Genomic DNA, 19,561 nt, shown 5'->3' with positions numbered 1-19,561 from the left:
CCGGCCGAGATCCGGGTCAGGGCGCCGGGGATCTGCACCCAGTGGTTCGAGCCCTGGTCCCCGGTGTAGCGGAAGATGTTCCCGCCGGAGTTGACACCCCACACGGTGCCGTCGGAGGCCGCGCCGATGTCACTGAGGGCACCGGGGATCTGAACCCAGGGACTGGCGTCGTTGTTGGTGTAACGGAAGATGTTCCCGCCGGCGTTGACACCCCACACGTTGCTCCTGGACCCGGCCGAGATCGCCGCGAGACCTCCAGCGATGTTTTTCCACTGAGCCATATAGAGCCCATCCTTTCGTTTAGGAAAGAGATGACTCCGTTAAAAAGAGTCAAGCGAGACATTGCCATGCGAGCAGAAGCATTACAAGTAGTTGATACTCCACCACAAAGCATGTATGGCACCTCTGATGCTCGCCCGCCAAATGGGTGGTTGATCCCAGGAGATGGGGAATCACCCGATCCATTCGGTAGCCCGCACGCCCGACTTGTGCGCTTTCGATGGATTCCGAAACGACAGCCTTCGATGAGCAGGCTCCAAAATGTCGGTCTCATCCAGGAAAATCCTGTCTCACCTAAAATGCCAGGAACATCAACATATGTAATTGTTAAACGACATTAAGCTCTGGAGAGAAGAGGTGATCCCCGGTACGCCGGAAGCGTGGCCGAGCAGCGACCGCACCCCGGAGACCTGTCCGACACCCGCCGGGCGCTCATCGATCCGGCGCTGAGCGCCTGGCGCGGACCGGGCCGTGGCCCTGAGCGGCTCGGCTCGCCGGATAGGGCTCGATAGAGGATGGATGGGGGATGGATGCCGCGCCGTTTTACGTTCCGGACATGAGCACTCCGATCTTTGCGCTTTGTGATGAGTACGTCACCCGCTGGGCGGCGCTCGATCCGATCGCGGCGGGCGCCGAGGGCATCGTGTCCGAGTTCGTCGCCGCCACCGACCACAGCCCGGCCGGGAGCGCCGCCCGGGCGGAGCTGATCCGCGCGACCCTGGGCCGCCTCGACGCGATGGTCCCCACCGGGGAGCCGGACGTCCGGGCGGGCGCCCACCTGCGGGAGCGGCTGGAGGCCGAGCTCGCCTGGCACGACCTGGGCGAACCACTCCGCTGGGTGGCCGCGCCTTTCGGACTGCCCTACCGGGTGCGGTCCAGCGTCGTCCTCCTCCCGCACGGCTGCGACGACGAGTGGCGCGATGTCGCCGCCCGTCTCGCGGCGATCCCCACCATGCTCGCCGGCTGGCGGGAGAGCCTGGAGACGGGCCTGGAGGCGGGCCTGCGGGGCGCCCGCAGGCAGGCGCTGGCCATGGCCGACCAGTCCGATCAGTTCGCCGGTTCGGGTGACACCCCTCCGGCGCACGACGCCTTCGTCGCCACCTACGGCGAGGGCCCGGTCAGGGACGAGCTGATCAGGTCGGCGGCCGCGGCCCACGCCGCCTACGCCGACGCCGCGCGCTACCTGCGCGAGGAGTACGCGCCCAGGGCGGCCGAGGTGGACGCGGTGGGGCCCGAGCGCTACGCGGTCGCGGCCAGGATCAGCCTGGGCGCCGACATCGACCTGCGTGAGGCGTACGAGTGGGGCTGGGCCGAACTGGAGCGCATCGAGGCCGAGACGGCCGCCGAGGTCGAGCGGATCAAACCGGGCGCGACCATCGAGGAGGCGACCGAGATCCTCAACGAGACCCAGTCCGTCGGCTCCGTCGAGGAGTACCAGGCCTGGCTGCAGGAGCGCCACGACTGGGCGATCAAGCAACTGCACGGCACCCACTTCGACATCCCGGCACCGGTGCGGCGCATCGAGGCCGAGGTCGACGTGAGCTCCACCTCCGGCGCGGCCTCCTACAACTCGCCCAGCGAGGACCTGGTCCGGCCGGGCCGTACCCTGTGGCCGGTCGGCGGGCGGACCCGGTTCGCCACCTGGAGCGAGCTGACCACGATCTTCCACGAGGGTGTGCCCGGTCATCACCTGCAGTACGGTGCCATGCGCGTGGCCGGGGACAGCCTGTCCAGGTTCGCCAGGGTCTCCTGGGTGGACGGCCACGGCGAGGGCTGGGGCCTGTACGCCGAGCGGTTCGCCGACGAGCTGGGCTGGTTCACCGACCCCGGCACCCGGCTGGGCATGCTCAACTGGTCGGCCCTGCGCGCCGCCCGGGTGGTCATCGACCTCGGCGTCCACCTCGGCCTGCCGCTCCCCGACGGTTCCAGGTGGACCTTCGAGACGGCCTGCGAGGTGCTGCGCGAGCGCGGTCGCTGCGAACCGCACCGGGTCCGTTCCGAAGTGGTGCGCTACTTCGGCTGGCCCGCCCAGGCCATCGCCTACAAGCTGGGGGAACGGGCCTGGCTGGAGGCTCGCGAAGAGGCCAGGCGGCGCCAGGGCGACGCCTTCGACCTGCGCGCCTGGCACACCGCCGCCCTGGAGCTCGGCCCCGTCGGCCTGGCCGGCCTGGCCGAGGCGCTGCGCCGGATCGGCTGACCCGGCTCCCCCGGCGCTGGGACCCGGTACTCGGGCTTACCGCTCGGATCGCGTGATGAGGGGGCCGGCCAGTTGCGCGCGCACCCGCCCCGCGATCGTCGGCGGCATCGTGCCGACCAGCTTGAGCGCCTCCTCCGAGGCGCTCCGCGCGGCCTCCGCCTCGCCGGCGACGCCGTACGCCTCGCTGAGCATCACCAGGACGCGGACCTCGTAGAGCGGCGCGTCGATCTCGCGGAACAGGCCGAGTGCCTGGTGGAGGCGGCCGACGGCCTCCTCGATCAGGCCGGAGGCCAGGGCGAGCTCGCCGAATCCGAGCACGACCCTCGCCTCGGCGAGCCGTTCCCCCACGGTGCTCGCCAGCTCCAGGGCGCGGCGGAGCGTGAGACCGGCCTCGGCGAGCTCGCCCCGGCGCAACTGGGCGACGCCCAGGCCGTGCAGGGCGTACACCTCTCCGGTCGGATCCCCGATGTCGCGCACGGTGGTGAGTGTCCGGTCGAACGCCTCGACGGCCAGCGACGGCTCGCCCGAGCGGAGGTGGGTCTCGCCCAGCCGGTGCAGGACCTGCGCCTCCACCCGCCGGCTGCCACCGACCCTGCTGAGTTCCAGCGCCTCGCCCAGCAGCCGCTTGGCCTCGTCGAGATCTTCGCAGTCCAGCCTGATCTGGGCCATGCTGTGCAGCACGTAGGCGGAGGCGACCTGGTCGCCGGTCCTCCGGAAGATGGCCAGCGCGCGCTCGTAGCGTTCCGTGGCGTCGTCGAGCCGGCCGCTCATCCGGTCCAGGAAGGCGATGTTACGGATGACGAGGGCCACTCCGGGATCGTCTCCCGCCTCCCGGAACAGCTCCGCCGCCGCCTCGAAGTCGCGGCGCGCGTCGCCGAACCGCTGCTCGGCGATGTACAGCGAGCCGATCGAGTAGAGCATCGCCGCCTGCCCGCGGCAGTCCCCGGCCCGCCGGGCGGCGGCCAGGGCGACCTGGTGGGTCTCCCGCCAGTCGTCGAAGTAGATCCTCGACTCGAACAGTGTCACCGCGCTGAGCGCCAGATCCCAGCAGAGCTCGACGAATCCCGCCTGGGCCGCCTGGCGGATGCCCGCGACCAGCGTCAGCCGTTCGCGTTCGTACCAGTGCAGGGGGGCCATGACCAGCCGCTCGACCAGCCGTCCGGGCAGCGGCCAGCGCGGGGCGTCGCTGTGGACCTGTACGTAGTCGCCGCCGTACTCGCGGCGGTGCGCCTCCGCGGTCAGGAAGAGCAGGCCGCCGAGCACCCGCTCCAGCGCGGCGTTGCGGTCCGCGACCGCCTCCTCTGCGGCGAGACGCTCGCGGGCGAACACGCGGATCAGGTCGTGGAAGCGGTACTGGCTGTGCACGCCGTACCCGGCGTCCGTCGTCTCGATCAGCTGGGTGTCGGCCAGGTCGTCGAGCAGGTCCTGCGCGTCGGCGGGGTCGCGGTCGAGCAGCGCCGCCGCGACCCAGCCGGAGAAGTGCCGGAACTCCAGGATGGCCAGCCGCCTGAACAGCCTCCGCGCGTCCTCGCTGACGCTCTCGTAGGTCAGGGAGATGCTCACCCGGATCCCCAGGTCTCCGTGTTTGAGCTCGTCGAGCCTGCGGGTCTCGTCCTCAAGCCGCCCCGCCAGCTGCTCGATCGTCCAGTGCGGGCGGGCCGCGAGCCTGGCGCCCGCGATACGCAGCGCCAGCGGAAGGTGGCCGCAGAGTTTCGCCAGCGCGGCCGCGGACTCCTGCTCGGCCCGCACCCGTTCGACGCCCGCGATGCGGGAGAGCAGGTCCACCGACTGCCGGGAGTCAAAGACGTCCACGTCGAAATGGATCGCTCCGGGAAGACCGGCGAGCCGGATTCTGCTGGTGATTATCACGGCGGCCTCGGGGTTGCCCGGAAGCAGGGGCAGCACCTGGCTCTCGCTGCCGGCGTCGTCCAGGACGATCAGCATCTTCCGCCCGGCAAGCAGCGCACGGTACATCTCCGCCCGCTCGTCCACCCCGTCGGGTATCGCGGTGCCCGGCACGCCCAGCGCCCGGAGAAAACGCTCCAGCACCTGCCCGGAGCCGAGCGGGCGGGACTCTCCCCCGTGCAGGTCCGCGTACAGCTGGCCGTCCTCGTATCGGCCGGCGACACTGTGGGAGACATGCACCGCGATCGTGGACTTGCCGATCCCCGGTTTGCCGGCGACGGCGATGACCGGTACGGCGAACCGCAGCCGGTCCTCCGCGGCGAAGGTGAGCCGGCGGCGGATGTCGTCGACCAGTTTGATCCGGCCGGTGAAGTCCGCGATGTCGGTGGGGAGCAGCCGGGGAACGGCCCGGCGGACGGCCGGGGCCTCCTCTGTTGTCTTCTCATGGCGCCGCGGTTGCTGCCGCGGCGGCAGGTCGAGGCTCTCGTCGGAGCTGAGGATCGCGTATTCCAGCTGCTGCAGGCTCTCGTTGGGCTCGATGCCCAACTCCTCGATCATCGTCTGGCGAGCGCGACGGTACACCGTCAGCGCCTCCGCCTGACGGCCGGAACGGTAGAGGGCGAGCATCAGCTGGCCGCGCAGCCGTTCCCTGAGCGGGTGCTCCTCGACGAGCTCGCTGAGCTCGCCCACCAGCTCGTGATGTCTGCCGAGCTCAAGCTCCAGCTCGATGCAGTCCTCGCTCGCGGTGATCCGGCGCTCGGTCAGCCTGCCCACCGCCGCCTGTACCAGCCGGCTCTCCTGGCCGTCGAGAGCGGAACCCCGCCAGAGGGAGAGCGCGTCCCGGTAGTGCCCGACGGCCTCCTCCAACCGGCGGCCCTCGCGGGCTCCGCGGGCCTGGCTCAGCAGGTTCTCGAAGCTCTGGGAGTCGAGTTGGCCGTCGACGACCCGCAGGGTGTACCCCTGGGAGTGGGTCGCGATGACGTCGGGGCTGCCGTGGGCGGTGAACAGCCGGCGCAGTGCGGAGACGCATATCTGCACCTGCGCGCGCGAGGTGGTGGGGAGGTCGTCACCGTAGATCGCGTCGGTCAGCCGCCCGATGGTGACCAGACGGTTGGCCTCCAGAAGAAGGCAGGCGAGGACTACCTGTTGCCGGGGCGCTCCCAGGTCGAGCCTTTGGGCACCGACAACGACCTCCAGAGGGCCGAGAATCCGATACTCCACCCGCATCTCCCCACAGAAATCGCGGCCTGTCTAGAAATTCACCGCACGTTTTAGCGTAAGAGAGACATCAGGCGTCTAACCCTTGCATAAACAGACAAAAAGGATATTAATTGGCCAACCCTTGGCAATCTTAAACATATAGCCCAACGCCCACAAGGAGTGGCCTTATGTGCATGAACCGCTACCCCCCGGTGATCATACAACGTCACCGGGGGGAGAGGGCAGGGGGTTTGTACGGACTTGGCGGTACTCGGCGATGAGGTTCATGAGGTTGGTGACGGCCGGCTGATCGACGGAAGACCGTCAAAACGCGTCGTGACATCGCCGGATGTTGTGGTAGGCCATCCGTGCCCGTGGCCCGCCCGGCACCGTCGGTGATCACACACTCGCTCCCGTGGATGCGCGTGAACGGAGCGGACGGCGCGCACGGAGAAGCGGCCGGGCCTCGTACGGCTCCGGCCGCTCCGGCGGACCACCCCGCCCCGGCGGTCGCCGAGGACGGAGGGCGCGGGTCAACCCCAGGGGGTGTTGCCGGCGACCACCACGACCCTCGCCTCTCCCCCGGCCACGGCCGAGGAGGCGAGGCCGGCGGTGAGACCGAGGCATCCGAGGGCGGCGAAGAGGGCAATGCGCCGAAGGACGTTCACACGGGCGAAGCTCCACATTTTCTGTACCTCTTTGTCGTGTCTTGGTGGCTGTTCATTGCCGTTCGCCTGACTGCTTCGCCAACCTATGGACTCCCCCCATCCACCCCTTATCGGATCTCTTCTGATTCGGTATCCGGCCAGCTCATCGCCGAGGTTTCCGTCACGGCGGCCGATGAATAGCCGGGCGAAGGCGAACCGATAACGCTCCGGTGGAACCTGGTGGGACCGAGGCCGGGCGATACCGTTCACGCGGCCCCGCATCAGACAGATGGGGCTTCTCACCATGAGCATCGCCACACAGGCACTTGACGGCGTCTACGGCCGATCCGCGGCCGGTGTCCGAGTTCGCCTGGAGCGAGCCGCGGGCACCGACTGGCAGTCGGTCTCCGAGGCGGAGACCGACGTCAACGGAAACGTGAAGGAATGGGCGGACGAGTACATGGAGCGGGGGCTCTACCGGCTCGTGCTCGCCACCGACTACTATTTCGCCGGACTCGGCATGACCGTGCCCTACCCCGAGATCACGGTCGTGTTCCGGATGCACGACGAGCGCACGCCGTATCACATCCAGGTAGTGCTGACACCCCACTCGTATTCAACGTATTTCGGCATCCGCGGTTGATGGAGTCCGTTCTCCCGAGAGAAGCGATCATGCCTGTTCAGCAATCGGCGGAACTCAGTTCCCACACCCCGGGCCCGCCCGAGGCCACGCCCTCGGTCGTCGCCCGCTGCCTGAGCCACTTCCACCTGGAGGTCGACGGGCAGCCCGTGTCGCACTGGCGCGCGGGCAAGGCCAGAGCCCTGTTCCAGTACCTCCTGGTCAACCGCGGGCGGCTCGTGCACCGGGACCGGCTGTATGAGGTGCTGTGGCCGGAAAGGGGCGACCGCAACTCCAGCTCCCTCAAGGTGGCCGTGCACGCCGTACGGCGGGTGCTCACCGAGTTCCAGGACCGGGACGGCTTCACCCTGCTCCACCAGGATCGCGGCTACCTGCTGCGGACGGACGGCGCGTGGGTGGACATCGAGGAGTTCGAGCGGGCCTTCGAGCGGGGCCGGGCCGCGTGGGACGCCAAGGACCACGACGGCGCCATCGCGTGGTTCCAGCGCACCGCCGACCTGTACACCGGGGACTTCCTCACCGGCGAGACCGGCGACTGGATCAACGAACAGCGGCAGTGGACGCGGAGCACCGCCCTGCGCGCCCTGGCGGTGCTGCGCACCGAGTCGCTGGAGCGCGAGGACTGGCCGGCCGCGATGCACTGGTGCCGGCGGACCATCGAGATCGACCCCTACCACGAGGCCACCTACCAGACCCTGATGATGATGCACGGCGAGCTCGGTGAGCTCGGCCGCGCCCTGAGCTGGTACGAGCTCTGCCGTCACCGGTTACGCAACGACCTCGGCATCGAGCCGGGCGAACGCACCGAGCGGCTGCTCGCCGCGCTCATGCGAGGCCAGAGCCGGCCGCCCGTGACCGGCCCGCGACCACGATGACCCCGGACCGGAAGGCGTAACCCGCACATGGAAGTCCACCCTCGACAGATCCCGCCGAGCCGGTGCCCCGACCTGGCGCGGCTGCGCGCGGCGGTCGGTGAGTTCGCCGGGTACACCTCGGCCGACAGGTCCTGGGAGCGGCTGCTGCTGACGACCGGGCCGTGGATCGATCCAGCGCTCCCGGCCCACCGCCGGGCGCTGCTGGTCTGGCTGAACGCCTGGGGCTGCCGGCTGCGCTACCCGCGCGACGGCGAGCACGACGTCTTCTCCGCGGAGACCGCCGGATGGTGGGCCCGCCGGCACGAGCACCTGCCCGGCCGGGACACCACGCTCGCGCGCCTGACCGACGCCCAGATCGATCTGCTGGGCGAGTGCTACGCGGACCTCTCGGCGATGCCGGCGACGCCCGGGACCAGGCCCCGCCGGCTGGGACCGACCGCGGCGACCAAGCTGCTGCACGCGCTCCGCCCGGACGCGCTGATGCCCTGGGACGCCGCCATCGCCGACGCCCTGCACGGAGCCCGCACGGCCGCCGCCTACCGCGCCCATCTGCGACTGGGCCGGGAGTGGGCGCAGCGCCTCCTCGCGGAGACCGGTCTCCGCGAGGAGGCGCTGGCGGTGGAACTGGGCCGGCCTGGCCGGTCGCTGGCGAAGATGCTGGACGACTACTGCTATCTGGCGTTCACCGCAGCGACCTGACCAGGCTCCGGGCGGCCGTGCGGCTCGCGGCGAGCACGGTCTTCCCCGCGCCGCCGCTCCCCCCGGTGAAGGTGTAGATCCCCCTCGCCAGGGGGCGCAGGGACAGCCCGCCCGTGGGGTGGTAGCACTCGACGGCCGCGACGGCCTTGACCTCGCCTCCGGGCGGCCGGTATCCGATCCGCGACGCGGCGACGTCCAGGATCCTGCTGGTGAGGACGGGGTCGGCCGGTGCGGTTCCAGGAGTGATGTCCCATCTGTCGGTGGGCAGCCCGAGCAGGACGCGTCCCTCGGCGTACGCCCTGCCGTACAGGCCGGACGTCTCGTCGACGAACGCGCTGGGGCCCGTCCCGGCGGACGGCCCGAGCACGTACTGGATCGCCTTGGTGCGCAGCCCCGCGTCCGACAGGCCGGTGCGCGCGAGGAGGCTCTGGGTCCAGGCCCCGGCCGCCACCACGACGGCGTCGAACCTGGCCGGGGCGCCGCCGGCCGGCCGGACCTCGCCGTCACGGGTGACCGCGTCGACCTGCCCGTCGACCACGGACGCCCCCGACCGGGCGAGTTCGACCAGGAGCCGGTCGCGCAAAGCGTTCGGCGAGACGTAGCCGGCGCGCTTCTCGACGACGGCCACGCTCTCCTCGGGCAGCCCGCGGAACGTGCCGCGGGCGCTGAGATCCTCGGCGGTGAGCACGGAGATCGAGCCGGGTATGCGGCTCCGCACCAGCTCCACCAGCCCCGCGGTGCCCGGCCCCAGTCCCGGGAGCAGGTACACCGATCCGGTCTCCCGGTAGGACGCCCACTCCCGCAGCGCGGGGCTCGACTGGAGCTCGGCCAGGCTGTCGGCGGCCTCCAGGCAGAGTGCCGGGTCGGGCTCGAAGGCCCTGGTCAGTCCGCCGGAGGCGGCGCTGGCGTCGGCCCACCGGTGCGGCTCCCCGGTGAACAGGTGGACGGCGCCCCCCTTGACGACCTCACACAGGCGCCAGGCCAGCATGGCTCCGGCGATCCCGCCGCCCACAACGGCGATTCTCGGCATCTCACATCTTCCGTTCATGCCGCCGAGGCCGCCGGCTGCCGCGGCTCCTCGGAGCGGTCGGGGGCCCGCATGCCGATCAGCCCGGCCACCGTCGCCACCGCGGAGATCAGGGCCGCCCAGAGCCATACCGAGCGGCCGACCTGGAACCACACCAGGGTGCCGATCACGGGCCCGATCGCCGTGCCGAGGCCGAAGACGCTCTGCATGGCGCCGATGTACCGGCCGCGCAGCCGTTCGGGGCCCGCCATCGCCGGGTAGGCGAAGACCGTGGGCCCGCCGATGATCTCCGAGAGCGTCCAGACCAGGGTGCCGACCATGAACCAGATCGGGAGCGGGGAGATCGCGTAGATCGCGTAGCCGACCGAGACGAGGCCGAGGCCGAGGAACGCGGTCAGCCGGATCGGCCACCGCTGCACGACCTTCGTCATCGCCAGCTCACAGGTGATGACGATGAAGCCGTTCAGTGAGACGGCCGCGCCGTACCACCACAGGCTGATCCCCGCGGCGGAGATGTCCAGCGGAAGGGTGGCGGTGTACTGGCAGTAGACGGCGGAGGTGAGCAGCATCGCGAGCAGATAGGTGCTGTAGCGCCAGTCGGCGAGCACCGCGAGGTACCCGGAGCGGCCCTGCGGCGCCGGCTCCGCCGCCGCCTCGCCCTCCTCCTTGGCGCCCACCGCGCGCCGCGGCAGCGCGAACATCGCGATCACGCCGAAGGTCAGCGCCGCGACGGCCTCGCCCCAGAAGAGCGCGTTGTAGGAGAGGGTGAGCAGCGCGGCGCCGATCAGCGGGGCCGCGGTCATGCCCAGGTTCAGCCCCAGCCGGTACATCGCCGTGATCATCACCAGCCGGTGCCTCGGCGTCAGCTCGGTGAGCAGCGTCTGGGCCGCCGGCCGGTAGAACTGGCTGACCGTACTGACGCCGAAGACGGCCGCGAGCAGCAACGCGTAGGAGGGGGCGTAGAGGATGGACACGATCAGCACCGCCGATCCGGCCATGCTGATCAGCGTGACCTTCCGGGTGCCGAGGCGGTCGGAGAGCGACCCGCCGGCCAGCGAGCCCACCACCGCGCCGCCGCCGTACACGCCCAGCGCGAGCCCGGCCTGGGTGGCGGAGAAGCCCCGGTCGGTCAGGAAGAGCACCAGGTAGATCTGGATGAACGCGGCGAGCTTGTTGATGAAGACACCGACGAGCAACGCCTTGACGGCGAGCGGGCTCTCTCTCAGAGTGACGAGCACACCGTTGTCCGGTTTGCCCACGGTGGCTGTCTCCTCGTCGTCGGCAACGATGGTCAAGGTCTTACCTTCACTTTCAGGTTGGCCTCGGCCGCGTCCAGCGCGGCCCGGCACTCGTCGGCGGTCGGGGAGAGCGCGACGGCATAGGCGATGCGCCCCCACAGGGTGCCCTTGGGCGGCGGCGAGACGACCGCCCCCGGGGCGGCCACCGGGACCGCCCGGTCGATCGCCGGGGGCAGGGCGGCCTCGTCGAACTCGATCGACTCGATCGTGGTGTCGTCCTCGGCGACGTAGAAGAAGCGCACCCCGCCCACGAGCTTGCGCTCGGGGACGAGCGCGGGCGGGCGGCCGCAGGCCACCGCGGCCGCCGCCAGACCGGGGTCGACCCCGGTGGTGAGCAGCCCGAGGTAGGGGATCATGTCCCCGCCCAGGCGCCCGTTCACCTCGATGACCCGCAGCCCCCGGGAGGAGAGCTTGATCTCGGTGTGAGTGAATCCGTCGGTGAACCCGAGCGCGGTGTGCGTGTCCTGCAGGACCCGGCGGAACTCCGGGTCGTCCAGGAGCCCGTCCTGGGCGTCGACGAAGTGACCCACCTCCTCGCAGTACGGCTCGTAACCGAGGATCTTCCTGCCGACGAAGAGCGGGGTCACCACACCGCCCTGGACGACGGCGTCGACGCTCACCTCCGGGCCGTCGGCGAACTCCTCGACCAGCACGGGGACCTCGAACGTCGCCCCGTCGGGGACGGTCAGCTCGCTGACGAAGGCGAACCTCTCCGCCAGCTCCAGCGGATCCTCCACCTTGATGACGCCCAGGCTGCCGCCGAGGCCGCGCGGCTTGAGGACGGCCGGGTAGCCGACCTCCTCGGCGGCGCGCAGGGCCTGGTCGACCGTGGCGACCGCCAGCGACCTGGGCTGCGGCACGCCCAGCGCGTCGAGTGCGACGCGGGTGAGGTGTTTGTCGCGGCAGCGCCGTACCATCTCGGGGTCGCCGCCCGGCAGGCCGAGGGCCTGGGAGACGTACGAGGCGGCCAGGATCCTGGCCTCGTCCCAGCAGAGCACTCCGTGCACCGGCTCGCGGGCGGCCAGCTCCAGCGCCACGGCCGCCATCGCGGGGCCGTCGGTCGTGTCGTCCACCACGGTCCAGCCGGTGACGTACTCCCGTTCCCAGCCGGGGTCGGCGGTCACGAGGAGGTGAATGCGGTATTCGGTGGCGATCGAGCGCAGCAGGTACTCGCGGTAGTGCCGCATTCCCGTCGCGACCACGACGAGCAGCGGTCTGGTGTCCACGGTCATCTCACGCCTCCTTGGCGGTGGTCACGAGTTCCCTGCCGGTTTCCCCGCCGGGTTTTTCGCCGCTCTCCCCGCCGGTGGACTGCAGGGCGTCGAAGAACTCCTCGCGGGCGGCCTCCTCCTCGGTCGGGGCGATCCGGGAGGCCGCGAAGCGGAGCAGGGGCGGCGCCATCATCGAGGTCACGACCGCGACCAGGACGATGACCGTGTAGGACGCCGTGGTGAGCACGCCCAGCCGGAGCCCCACCATCGCGATGATCACTTCGATCACGCCGCGGGAGTTGAGGCCGGCCCCCAGCGCGAGGGCCTCCCAGCGGCTGCGCCGCGCGATGCGCGCCCCGAGGTAGGCGCCGGCGAACTTGGCGGTGACGGCGACGGCCAGCACCACGATCCCCGCCACGAGCACGGGCGGCCTGCTCAGCTCGGTCAGGTCCATCCGCAGGCCGGCCGTCGCGAAGAAGATCGGGGCGAGCACCGCGGCGACGAACGCCTGCAGGGGGGCCAGTTTGGCGACCTTCAGGTCGGGCGAGGAGCCGACGAGCGCGCCGCAGACGAAGGCCCCCAGGATGGCCTCGAACCCCATGGCCTGGGTGGCCGCGGCGGAGAGCAGGAGCATGACCGTCACCGCGGCGATCGTGGTGAGGCTCCCCGCGCCGCGGTCCGCGGCGCGCAGCACCGTGGCGACCGCCCGGCGTCCGGCGAGCAGCGCCACCAGCACGAGCGCGGCGAGCAGCGCGACCGCGGTCACCGCGGCCTGCCCGGTGCGCGCCCCGGCGGTGGCGAGCGCGGAGACCACCGACAGGAGCAGCCAGCCCACCACGTCGTCGATGACCGCGGCGCTCAGGATGAGCTGGCCGATGTCCCGGTGGAGCAGGCGCATCTCCATCAGCACCTTGGCGATGACGGGGATGGCGCTGACGCAGAGCGCGACCCCGAAGAAGAGGGCGAAGACCGTGGGGTCGACGCCGTCGGCGATCATCTCGGCGGGGGCCAGGAACCCGATCCCGGTGCCGAGGACCAGCGGGACGAGCAGTCCGGCGCCGCTGATCCAGCCGGCCGACCTGCCCTGGCGCCTGATGAAGCCGAGGTCCAGATGCATGCCGGTCAGGCCCACCAGCAGCAGGACGCCGAGCTGGCCGACCGCGTCGATCATGTGGAATCTGGCCGGGTCGCCGGGCAGCAGCCACGCCGACAGGTCGGGCGCGACGTTGGCGAGCAGCGAGGGGCCGATCAGGATGCCCGCGCAGAGTTCCCCCAGCAGCGCGGGCAGCCCGAAACGGACGGAGAACCGGCCGAGGACGGTGGCCAGGCCGAGGAGCAGCCCGAGCTGGAGGAGGAAGACCATGAGGTTGTGCGCGGGGATGACGGCGACCGGCGCCGCGGCGAGCACCACGGGCTCACTCGCCCTTTTCCACGTAGTACCAGTTCTCCGGGCTGATCATTCCGAAGGGGTTGATCGGCTCGAAGCCCCGGAGGTTGTTGGCCACCTCGAACAGCCGCAGCGAGAAGTTGGGGATGAAGATGACCGGGACCTGCTCGGCGATGTAGTCCTGGTACTCGTACAGCGCGGTCAGGTCGTCGCTGGTCACCGTGCGGGCGACGAGCTCGTCGGTCCTCGGGTCGGTGTAGTGGCCGAAGTTGCCGCCGGCGTCGGTCTTGAACAGGATCTCGCCGCTCGGGTAGTGGTACACCCAGCCGCCGCCCCAGGTGCTCAGCTCCCACAGGCAGGGGCTGTCGGGTCCGGGGACGCAGGGGGCGTCCTCCGCGACCAGGACCGAGCCGTAGACCTCCTGCAGCCGCAGTTCGACGCCGGCCTTGGCCGCGTCGTCGCGGAACTGCTCCATCAGCCGGGTGAGCGCGGGGCGGCCCTCGGCGTATCTGAGGGAGAAGCTGAGCCTGGTGCCGCCGGGGATGCCCGCGCCGGCCTGGCCGGGGCCCTCGCCGGGGTTGACGCAGACCGCCGGCGTCGTGCCGGTGTCCCAGCCGTTCTCCTCCAGCAGCCTGCGGGCGCGGTCGGGGTCGAAGGGCAGGGTCGGCGCGCCCCGCAGGGAGGGCGAGACCAGGTCGCTCACCGGGTAGCGGGGCACCGGGCCGTCCTGCCGGTAGGCGTAGCCCTGGTAGATGTCGCGGGCCGCCCGGTCCTGGTCGAGCGTGTGCTGCATCGCCTGCCTGATGTAGGTCTGGGCGAGCATCTTCCCGGCGACGGTCGGGTTGTTGTAGTTGAGCGGGATGTACCGGATGCAGAAGGCCGCCTGCGGGACCAGCGTGTAGTGCTCGCCCAGCGGGTTGGGCCCGCCCTTGGTGGGGTCGTCGGTCGGCTCGGTGCTGAAGCTCAGCGGCAGGTAGCCGACCTGGATGGCGTCGGGGCCGTCCGGCCCGTCCAGCAGCCTCTGGTACTCCTCGCCGTCGGACATGAACGGGACCTGCCGGAACTCGTCCAGGTGAGGCTTGTTCGGGCCGGAGTAGTGCTCGTTAGGGACGAAGGTGACGATGCCCTCCATGGTGTAGCTCTTCAGCCTCCACGGGCCGCTGACCACGCTCCACACCGGGCTGTCGGCCCAGTGCACGCGGTCGGAGTTGTCCTCCTCGACGACACCGCCGTTCTCGGCCATCAGGAAGTCGTAGACCGCGGCCACGTTCTCCAGCCCGGCGGAGGCGTCGGACGGCCCGTCGGCGGTACGGTCCCACGCCTTGGGCATCGGGGTGATGGTGCTGAGCTGGTTCATCAGCACCCAGCGCTTGGAGTAGACCTTGTCGAAGGTGAAGTAGACCTTGTCCTCGGCGAGCTTCCCGTAGGAGACCAGGTTGTCCGGGAAGTAGCCGGGGACGTACTCGCCGTACCGCTCGCCCTTGACGGCCATCATGTTCACCCAGAACAGCACGTTGTCCGCGCAGATCGTCTCGCCGTTGGACCACTTCCAGGGCTTGACCGTGACGGTGACGGTCAGGCCGTCCTCGCTCCACTCCGGTGGCTCGCCGATGCTGAGGTCGTAGTCGACCTCCGGCGTGCCGTGCGTGCCGAAGAAGTAGAGGGGCCGGTACATCAGGATCTGGAACTCAAGCAGGTTGCGGGTGCCGAAACGCTCCGGCGGGGTGAAGGGAAAGATGATGGACGGGGGGAATCCGGGCGCGCAGGCCCAGGTCACGGTGCCGCCCTTGACCGGCTTGAGCGGCTTGTCCACGCTGGACGGGGCGATGGTGTTCAGAGTCATGATTGGCCCTTGGTCGTCTGGCTGAGTTCTTCGAGCAGGGAGACACCGACTTCGGCGTGCTCGCCGTACCGCTCCCACGTCTCGTGGAGCAGGATGCGGCCGTCGGGGAGCACCTCGGGGGTGCTGCGGCAGTGGCCCGACACGATGGCGCCGGTGTCGAGGACCATGCAGTAGGCGAAGTCGAGGGTGCCGTCGGGGGCGCAGACCCCGGTGAGCGTCCCCCGGCGGGCGTGCCCGCCGGAGAACTCGCCCCACAGGAGGTTCCCGTCCTGCCGGTACAGCGCGGTCGGGTACTCCTCGCCGGCGGGCACACCCGCCGAGGTGAAACGGCGTCCGTCATAGTCGATCATCAGCGGCCCGGCCTCAGTTCAAGGGTGCAGCACTTGGCGCTGCCACCGGATTTCAGCAACTCGGAGAGCTCGACGCCGATGGGCTCGTAGCCGCGCTCGCGCAGCTCGTCCATCAGGTGGGTGGCCGCGGGCGGCAGCAGGACGTGGCGGCCGTCGGAGACGGCGTTCAGCCCGAACACCTCGGCGTCGGCCTCGGTGGCGATGATCGCGTCGGGGTACAGGGCGCGCAGGACGCCCTGGCTCTCCTCGGCGAAGGCGCCGGGGTAGTACATGATCTGGTCGTCGTCGAGCACGGCCAGCGCGGTGTCGAGGTGGTAGAAGCGCGGGTCCACCAGGCGGAGCCCGGCCACGGGCATCCCGAAGAACCTCTCCGCCTCGCCGTGCGAGCGGACGTCGGTACGGAAGCCGGTGCCGGCCAGCAGGTACCGGCCGGCGTGGAGGTAGTCGCCCTCGCCCTCGTTGACGTGGACCGCCTCATGGGTCTCGTAACCTCGGGCTCGGAACCACTCCAGGTAGGCGGGGCCCTCCGCGGCCCGCTCCGGGTGGCGGAACCTGGCGGAGAGCACCTTCCCGTCGATGACCGTCGCGCCGTTGGCGGCGAACACCATGTCGGGGTAGCCGGGCAGGGGTTCGATGAACTCCACCTGGTGGCCGAGCGACCGGAAGACGCGCAGCAGACCCTCCCACTGGAACCGGGCCAGTGTGCCGTCGACCGGTCTGTCCGGGTGCATCCACGGGTTGATGGAGTAGACGACGTCGAAGTGGGTGGGCGGGCACATCAGGTAGCGGCGGGTGCGGGCGACGCGCTGAACGCGCGGCGCCGCCCCGGCTGCCGACTGGGTCACGGCAGTTCTCCGTCCTGGACGAGATCGACGTTGATCTTGGAGGCGTAGTCGAGCATCGTCGCCCTGGCGTCCTCCAGCGAGGTGCCGGTGGTGCCGAGGAAGCCGAGGATGCTGTTGCCCTCCGGCGGGCGCCGGACGACGTCTCCGACCCTGGCGGTGATCTTGAGGAAGAAGACCCGCTCCGACTCGCCGACCTCGGCCGGCACGTCGATCGAGGTGATCCGGCCGGCGTCGCAGAGCAGGCACATCGCGGTGACGTGAACGCCGGTCGGCCGGTAGTGGCGCACCTGCGGCCTGGCACCGCGCGCCACGTCCACGACCGCGCGGATCGGGGAGTGCTCGGCGGTGATCTGCGCGATGAGGTCCAGGCCGCCGCCGCCGGGCCGGATCGCGATCTCCAGCAGGTACGGCTCGCCCCGGTGGAAGCGGACCTCGGCGTGCATCACGCTGCGCCGCAGCCCCTGGGCGTGCGCGCCGGCCGTGACCACCCGGTGGACCAGGGCCACCTGCTCCGGGGTGAGCGAGGTCGGCGCGTGGTGCACATCGTCGTCGAAGGTGCCGCCCTCGACGGTGATCCGGTCCACGATCGAGCCGAGGTAGACCTCACCGTCCCAGGCCACGGCCTCGATCAGGAACTCCTCACCGTCGAGGAACGACTCCACCAGCAGGCCGTGCGGGCCGAGGTCGAGGCCGTGCGCCTCCATCTCGAACCACGACATCCCCTCGATGCCCGCGAGGGCCCGCGGGAACAGCTCGGCCATTTCCTCCCTGTCGTCGATCTTGAATACGAAGTTGCTGGCGGCGCCCAGGGTGGGCTTGAGGATGACCGGGTACCCGAAGTCCTCCGCGGCCCCGAACGCCTCCCGCAGGTCGGTGACGAGGCGGAAATCCGGATGCGGCGCGCCGTGCGCGCGGTGCGCCTCACGCATCAGCAGTTTGTTGCGGCTGGTCCTGGCCGCCTCGACGCCCACACCCGGCAGGCCGAGCGCCTCCGCGACGGCCGCGACCGTGGTCACGGCGGACTCGGAGAAGGTGATGATCCCGTCGAAGCGCTCCTGCTCGTGCCAGGCCTTGGCCTCGGTGATGAGGTCGTCGATCCGCTGGGAGCCCGCGACACGGTAGCGGTCGGCCGGCCAGAAGTCCGGGGTGCCGACCCCGTTGAGCACGTAGAGCTCGGCACCGAGATCCTGGACCTGCTGGTAGCGGGACTGGTAGTAGGTGGCGTTCTGCCTGGCCTCCAGGGCGAGTAGCCTCATCGGACGTCCTCGGGCAGGCGCGGGAGCAGGAAGGCGTCGATCGTCTCGGCGCCGGTGCCGAGGGTGAGCTCGACGCCCGCCGCCTCGGCCTCCGCCGCGACGTCGATCAGAATGGGCGCGGCACAGGCCAGGAGGGTGCGCACCTCCAGCAGGAGGTCGCCGATCTCGGCGCGCTCGGCGGTCAGCAGCCTGCCGAGCTGGGTGACGATGCCCTCCGCCGCCCTGGTCAGGCTGAAGGAGGTGAGGTCGTAGCAGAGCCGGAACCTCTCGACGATCACCGCCGCCCGCCGGCGGCCGTCGTCGGTGACCTTGAGCTCCTCGCCCGGCTGGACGACGACGGCCTCGACGCGGTCGGCGAGCGCGTTCCACGGCCCGCGCAGCCGCCGGGTGGTGACCCTGTCGAGCCCCTCCCTGGTGAAGTTGGCCCGCTGGTCCTCGGGACAGGTGAGCGCGAGATAGAACCGGACGAGGTCGCGCGGCACCTCGGCGACCAGGTCGGCGCCGCGTATCAGGTGGTTGCGGCTGGTGGAGAACTTCTCGTTCTCCAGCTCGTAGAACTCGTTGCAGACGTTGGCGTCGGGGGTGATGTAGCGCCCGCCGTGGGCGAGCAGCATGACCAGGTCGAGCATTCCCCAGGAGTAGACGTTGTCGAATCCGTGGAAGTAGACCAGGCGGTTGCCGCTCTCGGCCCGCCAGGGCAGGTCGACCGGGCCCTCGGGCTCGCCGGCCGCCTTCCAGGTGCTGTGGATCGAGGCGGGCATCGCCTCGATCCAGGGGTAGAGGATCTGGCCGGGGGTCTCGGCGAACGGGGCCTCGATACCCCATCCCGGTGACGGCACCGTGATCGGGATCTCGGGGAGCGGACGGGCCAGGATCTCCCGGATGAGCTGCCTGCTGTGCCGCCTCCAGGTGCTCTCCCTGGCGGCGTAGTAGGCGGTGAGCTCCTCCCGGTAGCTCTCGGCGGGCAGGACCAGGACGGTGACCTCGCGCGAGGTCACCGGGTCCGCGGGGTCGAGGACCGAACGCGGGTCACCGAGGTCGTCGAAGTGGTTGGGGTGGCCGCAGCCCTCGCAGGACCCGCCGCAGCTCTCGGCCAGGCAGGCCGGGCACTCGCCCTTGACCAGCCCGTCGAACAGGTGGACCCCGGCGTTTCGCGCGTACGGCATGCGCACCGTGCGGAGCTCGAAGCGGCCCTCCCGGTAGAGGGTGGTGACGAAGTCGAGCACGGTCCGCCGGTAGGCGTCGTCGACGGGTGGCAGCGGGGCCAGGGAGATGCCCATGGCCTCGATCGACCGCCGGATGCGGGCGGTGGACGTCGCGCACAGCTCGGCGGGCGTCGTACCGCGCGTACGCGCGGTCGAGATCATGTAGGACTGGCTGTCGTCGGTGCAGGTGGTGTAGGTCACCGGACGTCCGTCGGCGCGCAGGTAGCGGGCGTAGACGTCACCGGCCAGGTAGGGGCCCGCCATGTGGCCGACGTGCAGGTCGCCGTTGGGTGTGGGGGTCGCGGCGATCACGATCGTCCCCGTCATCCCTCCTCCAGGTGACGGGTCTCGAACGTGCGGGTCATCTCGTGGTCCCACCAGATGCCGTACATCTCGAAGTCGGCGGTGCCCTCGTTGACGACCCGGTGGTCGGTGCCGGGCGGGAAGTAGGCGATGTCCCCGGCGGCGAAGCGGGAGCGCGCGCCCTCGCTCTCCAGGACCGCCTCACCGGAGATCGCGATGAAGATCTCGTACTCGTGGTGGGCGTGCCGGGTCGAGGCGGTGCCTGGCCGGATGACGCACCAGGCTCCCTCGAACGGGGCCTTCATCGTGTCCCAGGGCAGCAGCCGCTTGGCGAGCAGGCCGTTGTCCGGACGGAGCTGGGCAGGGTCATAGGGACGGAGGTCCACGTGGAGTC

The 19,561-nt window shown here is 70.6% G+C and carries 17 protein-coding genes; 4 read left to right on the top strand and 13 right to left on the bottom strand.

Features of this window, described 5'->3' with window-relative positions:
* Positions 1-281 (bottom strand): tectonin domain-containing protein (locus tag ACWEF2_RS17420; protein ID WP_453816319.1); only part of this gene is annotated, 281 nt, incomplete at its 3' end.
* A 554-nt stretch (positions 282-835) separates the two neighbouring features.
* On the opposite strand from ACWEF2_RS17420, the gene ACWEF2_RS17415 reads away from it, so the two are divergent.
* The gene (locus tag ACWEF2_RS17415; RefSeq protein WP_453816317.1) at positions 836-2,476 is read left to right on the top strand and encodes a DUF885 domain-containing protein; all 1,641 of its coding nucleotides are present in this window, start codon (positions 836-838) and stop codon (positions 2,474-2,476) included.
* Positions 2,477-2,512: 36 nt separating this feature from the next.
* Here the strand turns inward: ACWEF2_RS17415 and ACWEF2_RS17410 are convergent, their stop codons facing one another.
* Positions 2,513-5,602: an AfsR/SARP family transcriptional regulator gene (locus ACWEF2_RS17410; RefSeq protein WP_453816315.1), complete on the bottom strand. Its 3,090-nt coding sequence runs from the start codon at positions 5,600-5,602 to the stop codon at positions 2,513-2,515.
* 512 nt (positions 5,603-6,114) lie between these two features.
* Positions 6,115-6,249, bottom strand: a complete 135-nt coding sequence (locus ACWEF2_RS17405) for a hypothetical protein (RefSeq protein ID WP_453816313.1) — start codon at positions 6,247-6,249, stop codon at positions 6,115-6,117.
* Between the two features lie 283 nt (positions 6,250-6,532).
* On the opposite strand from ACWEF2_RS17405, the gene ACWEF2_RS17400 reads away from it, so the two are divergent.
* From ACWEF2_RS17400 to ACWEF2_RS17390, 3 genes are read left to right on the top strand one after another with little or no spacing between them, the layout of a single operon-like run.
* Entirely contained in the window at positions 6,533-6,871 is a 339-nt protein-coding gene (locus ACWEF2_RS17400) for a hydroxyisourate hydrolase (protein ID WP_453816311.1), read from the top strand.
* A 29-nt stretch (positions 6,872-6,900) separates the two neighbouring features.
* Positions 6,901-7,743, top strand: coding sequence for an AfsR/SARP family transcriptional regulator (locus ACWEF2_RS17395; RefSeq protein ID WP_453816309.1), 843 nt, complete (start codon positions 6,901-6,903; stop codon positions 7,741-7,743).
* Positions 7,744-7,770: 27 nt separating this feature from the next.
* On the top strand, positions 7,771-8,442 hold the full coding sequence (locus ACWEF2_RS17390) for a hypothetical protein (RefSeq protein WP_453816307.1): 672 nt from the start codon (positions 7,771-7,773) through the stop codon (positions 8,440-8,442).
* Here the strand turns inward: ACWEF2_RS17390 and ACWEF2_RS17385 are convergent.
* Genes ACWEF2_RS17385 through ACWEF2_RS17340 form a run of 10 tightly spaced genes read right to left on the bottom strand, consistent with a single transcriptional unit; the run spans position 8,426 to position 19,553 of the window.
* On the bottom strand, positions 8,426-9,472 hold the full coding sequence (locus ACWEF2_RS17385; RefSeq protein WP_453816305.1) for an FAD-dependent oxidoreductase: 1,047 nt from the start codon (positions 9,470-9,472) through the stop codon (positions 8,426-8,428). The genes ACWEF2_RS17390 and ACWEF2_RS17385 overlap by 17 nt on opposite strands.
* A 14-nt stretch (positions 9,473-9,486) precedes the next feature.
* Positions 9,487-10,764 (bottom strand): MFS transporter, encoded by a 1,278-nt coding sequence (locus ACWEF2_RS17380; RefSeq protein ID WP_453816303.1) that lies wholly within the window; start codon positions 10,762-10,764, stop codon positions 9,487-9,489.
* Complete coding sequence (locus ACWEF2_RS17375) at positions 10,761-11,999, bottom strand: ATP-grasp domain-containing protein (protein WP_453816301.1); 1,239 nt, start codon at positions 11,997-11,999, stop codon at positions 10,761-10,763. Before ACWEF2_RS17375 ends, ACWEF2_RS17380 begins: the two co-directional genes overlap by 4 nt.
* Before the next feature lies 1 nt (position 12,000).
* Entirely contained in the window at positions 12,001-13,389 is a 1,389-nt protein-coding gene (locus ACWEF2_RS17370; RefSeq protein ID WP_453816299.1) for a cation:proton antiporter, read from the bottom strand.
* 4 nt (positions 13,390-13,393) lie between these two features.
* Positions 13,394-15,208, bottom strand: coding sequence for an ABC transporter substrate-binding protein (locus tag ACWEF2_RS17365; RefSeq protein WP_453816298.1), 1,815 nt, complete (start codon positions 15,206-15,208; stop codon positions 13,394-13,396).
* The gene (locus ACWEF2_RS17360) at positions 15,205-15,558 is read right to left on the bottom strand and encodes a hypothetical protein (protein ID WP_453816297.1); all 354 of its coding nucleotides are present in this window, start codon (positions 15,556-15,558) and stop codon (positions 15,205-15,207) included. The genes ACWEF2_RS17365 and ACWEF2_RS17360 overlap by 4 nt, the downstream gene beginning before the upstream one ends.
* Entirely contained in the window at positions 15,558-16,403 is an 846-nt protein-coding gene (gene ddaH, locus ACWEF2_RS17355) for a dimethylargininase (protein WP_453816295.1), read from the bottom strand. Before ddaH ends, ACWEF2_RS17360 begins: the two co-directional genes overlap by 1 nt.
* On the bottom strand, positions 16,400-17,659 hold the full coding sequence (locus ACWEF2_RS17350) for an ATP-grasp domain-containing protein (RefSeq protein WP_453816293.1): 1,260 nt from the start codon (positions 17,657-17,659) through the stop codon (positions 16,400-16,402). The genes ddaH and ACWEF2_RS17350 overlap by 4 nt, the downstream gene beginning before the upstream one ends.
* On the bottom strand, positions 17,656-19,191 hold the full coding sequence (locus ACWEF2_RS17345; RefSeq protein ID WP_453816292.1) for a class I tRNA ligase family protein: 1,536 nt from the start codon (positions 19,189-19,191) through the stop codon (positions 17,656-17,658). Before ACWEF2_RS17345 ends, ACWEF2_RS17350 begins: the two co-directional genes overlap by 4 nt.
* Positions 19,188-19,553, bottom strand: a complete 366-nt coding sequence (locus ACWEF2_RS17340; RefSeq protein WP_355598085.1) for a cupin domain-containing protein — start codon at positions 19,551-19,553, stop codon at positions 19,188-19,190. Before ACWEF2_RS17340 ends, ACWEF2_RS17345 begins: the two co-directional genes overlap by 4 nt.
* Positions 19,554-19,561: the final 8 nt, after the last annotated feature.

It is taken from the genome of Streptosporangium sp. NPDC004631, assembly GCF_053601935.1.
This window is presented reverse-complemented; position numbering and strand designations above follow the sequence as displayed.

What these genes read in the sequence shown, in the direction of transcription:
- ACWEF2_RS17415 (WP_453816317.1), top strand. Translation starts at nt 836, where the DNA reads ATGAGCACTCCGATCTTTGCGCTTTGTGATGAGTACGTCACCCGCTGG.
- ACWEF2_RS17400 (WP_453816311.1), top strand. Translation starts at nt 6,533, where the DNA reads ATGAGCATCGCCACACAGGCACTTGACGGCGTCTACGGCCGATCCGCG.
- ACWEF2_RS17395 (WP_453816309.1), top strand. Translation starts at nt 6,901, where the DNA reads ATGCCTGTTCAGCAATCGGCGGAACTCAGTTCCCACACCCCGGGCCCG.
- ACWEF2_RS17390 (WP_453816307.1), top strand. Translation starts at nt 7,771, where the DNA reads ATGGAAGTCCACCCTCGACAGATCCCGCCGAGCCGGTGCCCCGACCTG.
- ACWEF2_RS17385 (WP_453816305.1), bottom strand. Translation starts at nt 9,472, where the DNA reads ATGCCGAGAATCGCCGTTGTGGGCGGCGGGATCGCCGGAGCCATGCTG.
- ACWEF2_RS17375 (WP_453816301.1), bottom strand. Translation starts at nt 11,999, where the DNA reads ATGACCGTGGACACCAGACCGCTGCTCGTCGTGGTCGCGACGGGAATG.
- ACWEF2_RS17365 (WP_453816298.1), bottom strand. Translation starts at nt 15,208, where the DNA reads ATGACTCTGAACACCATCGCCCCGTCCAGCGTGGACAAGCCGCTCAAG.
- ACWEF2_RS17360 (WP_453816297.1), bottom strand. Translation starts at nt 15,558, where the DNA reads ATGATCGACTATGACGGACGCCGTTTCACCTCGGCGGGTGTGCCCGCC.
- ACWEF2_RS17350 (WP_453816293.1), bottom strand. Translation starts at nt 17,659, where the DNA reads ATGAGGCTACTCGCCCTGGAGGCCAGGCAGAACGCCACCTACTACCAG.
- ACWEF2_RS17345 (WP_453816292.1), bottom strand. Translation starts at nt 19,191, where the DNA reads ATGACGGGGACGATCGTGATCGCCGCGACCCCCACACCCAACGGCGAC.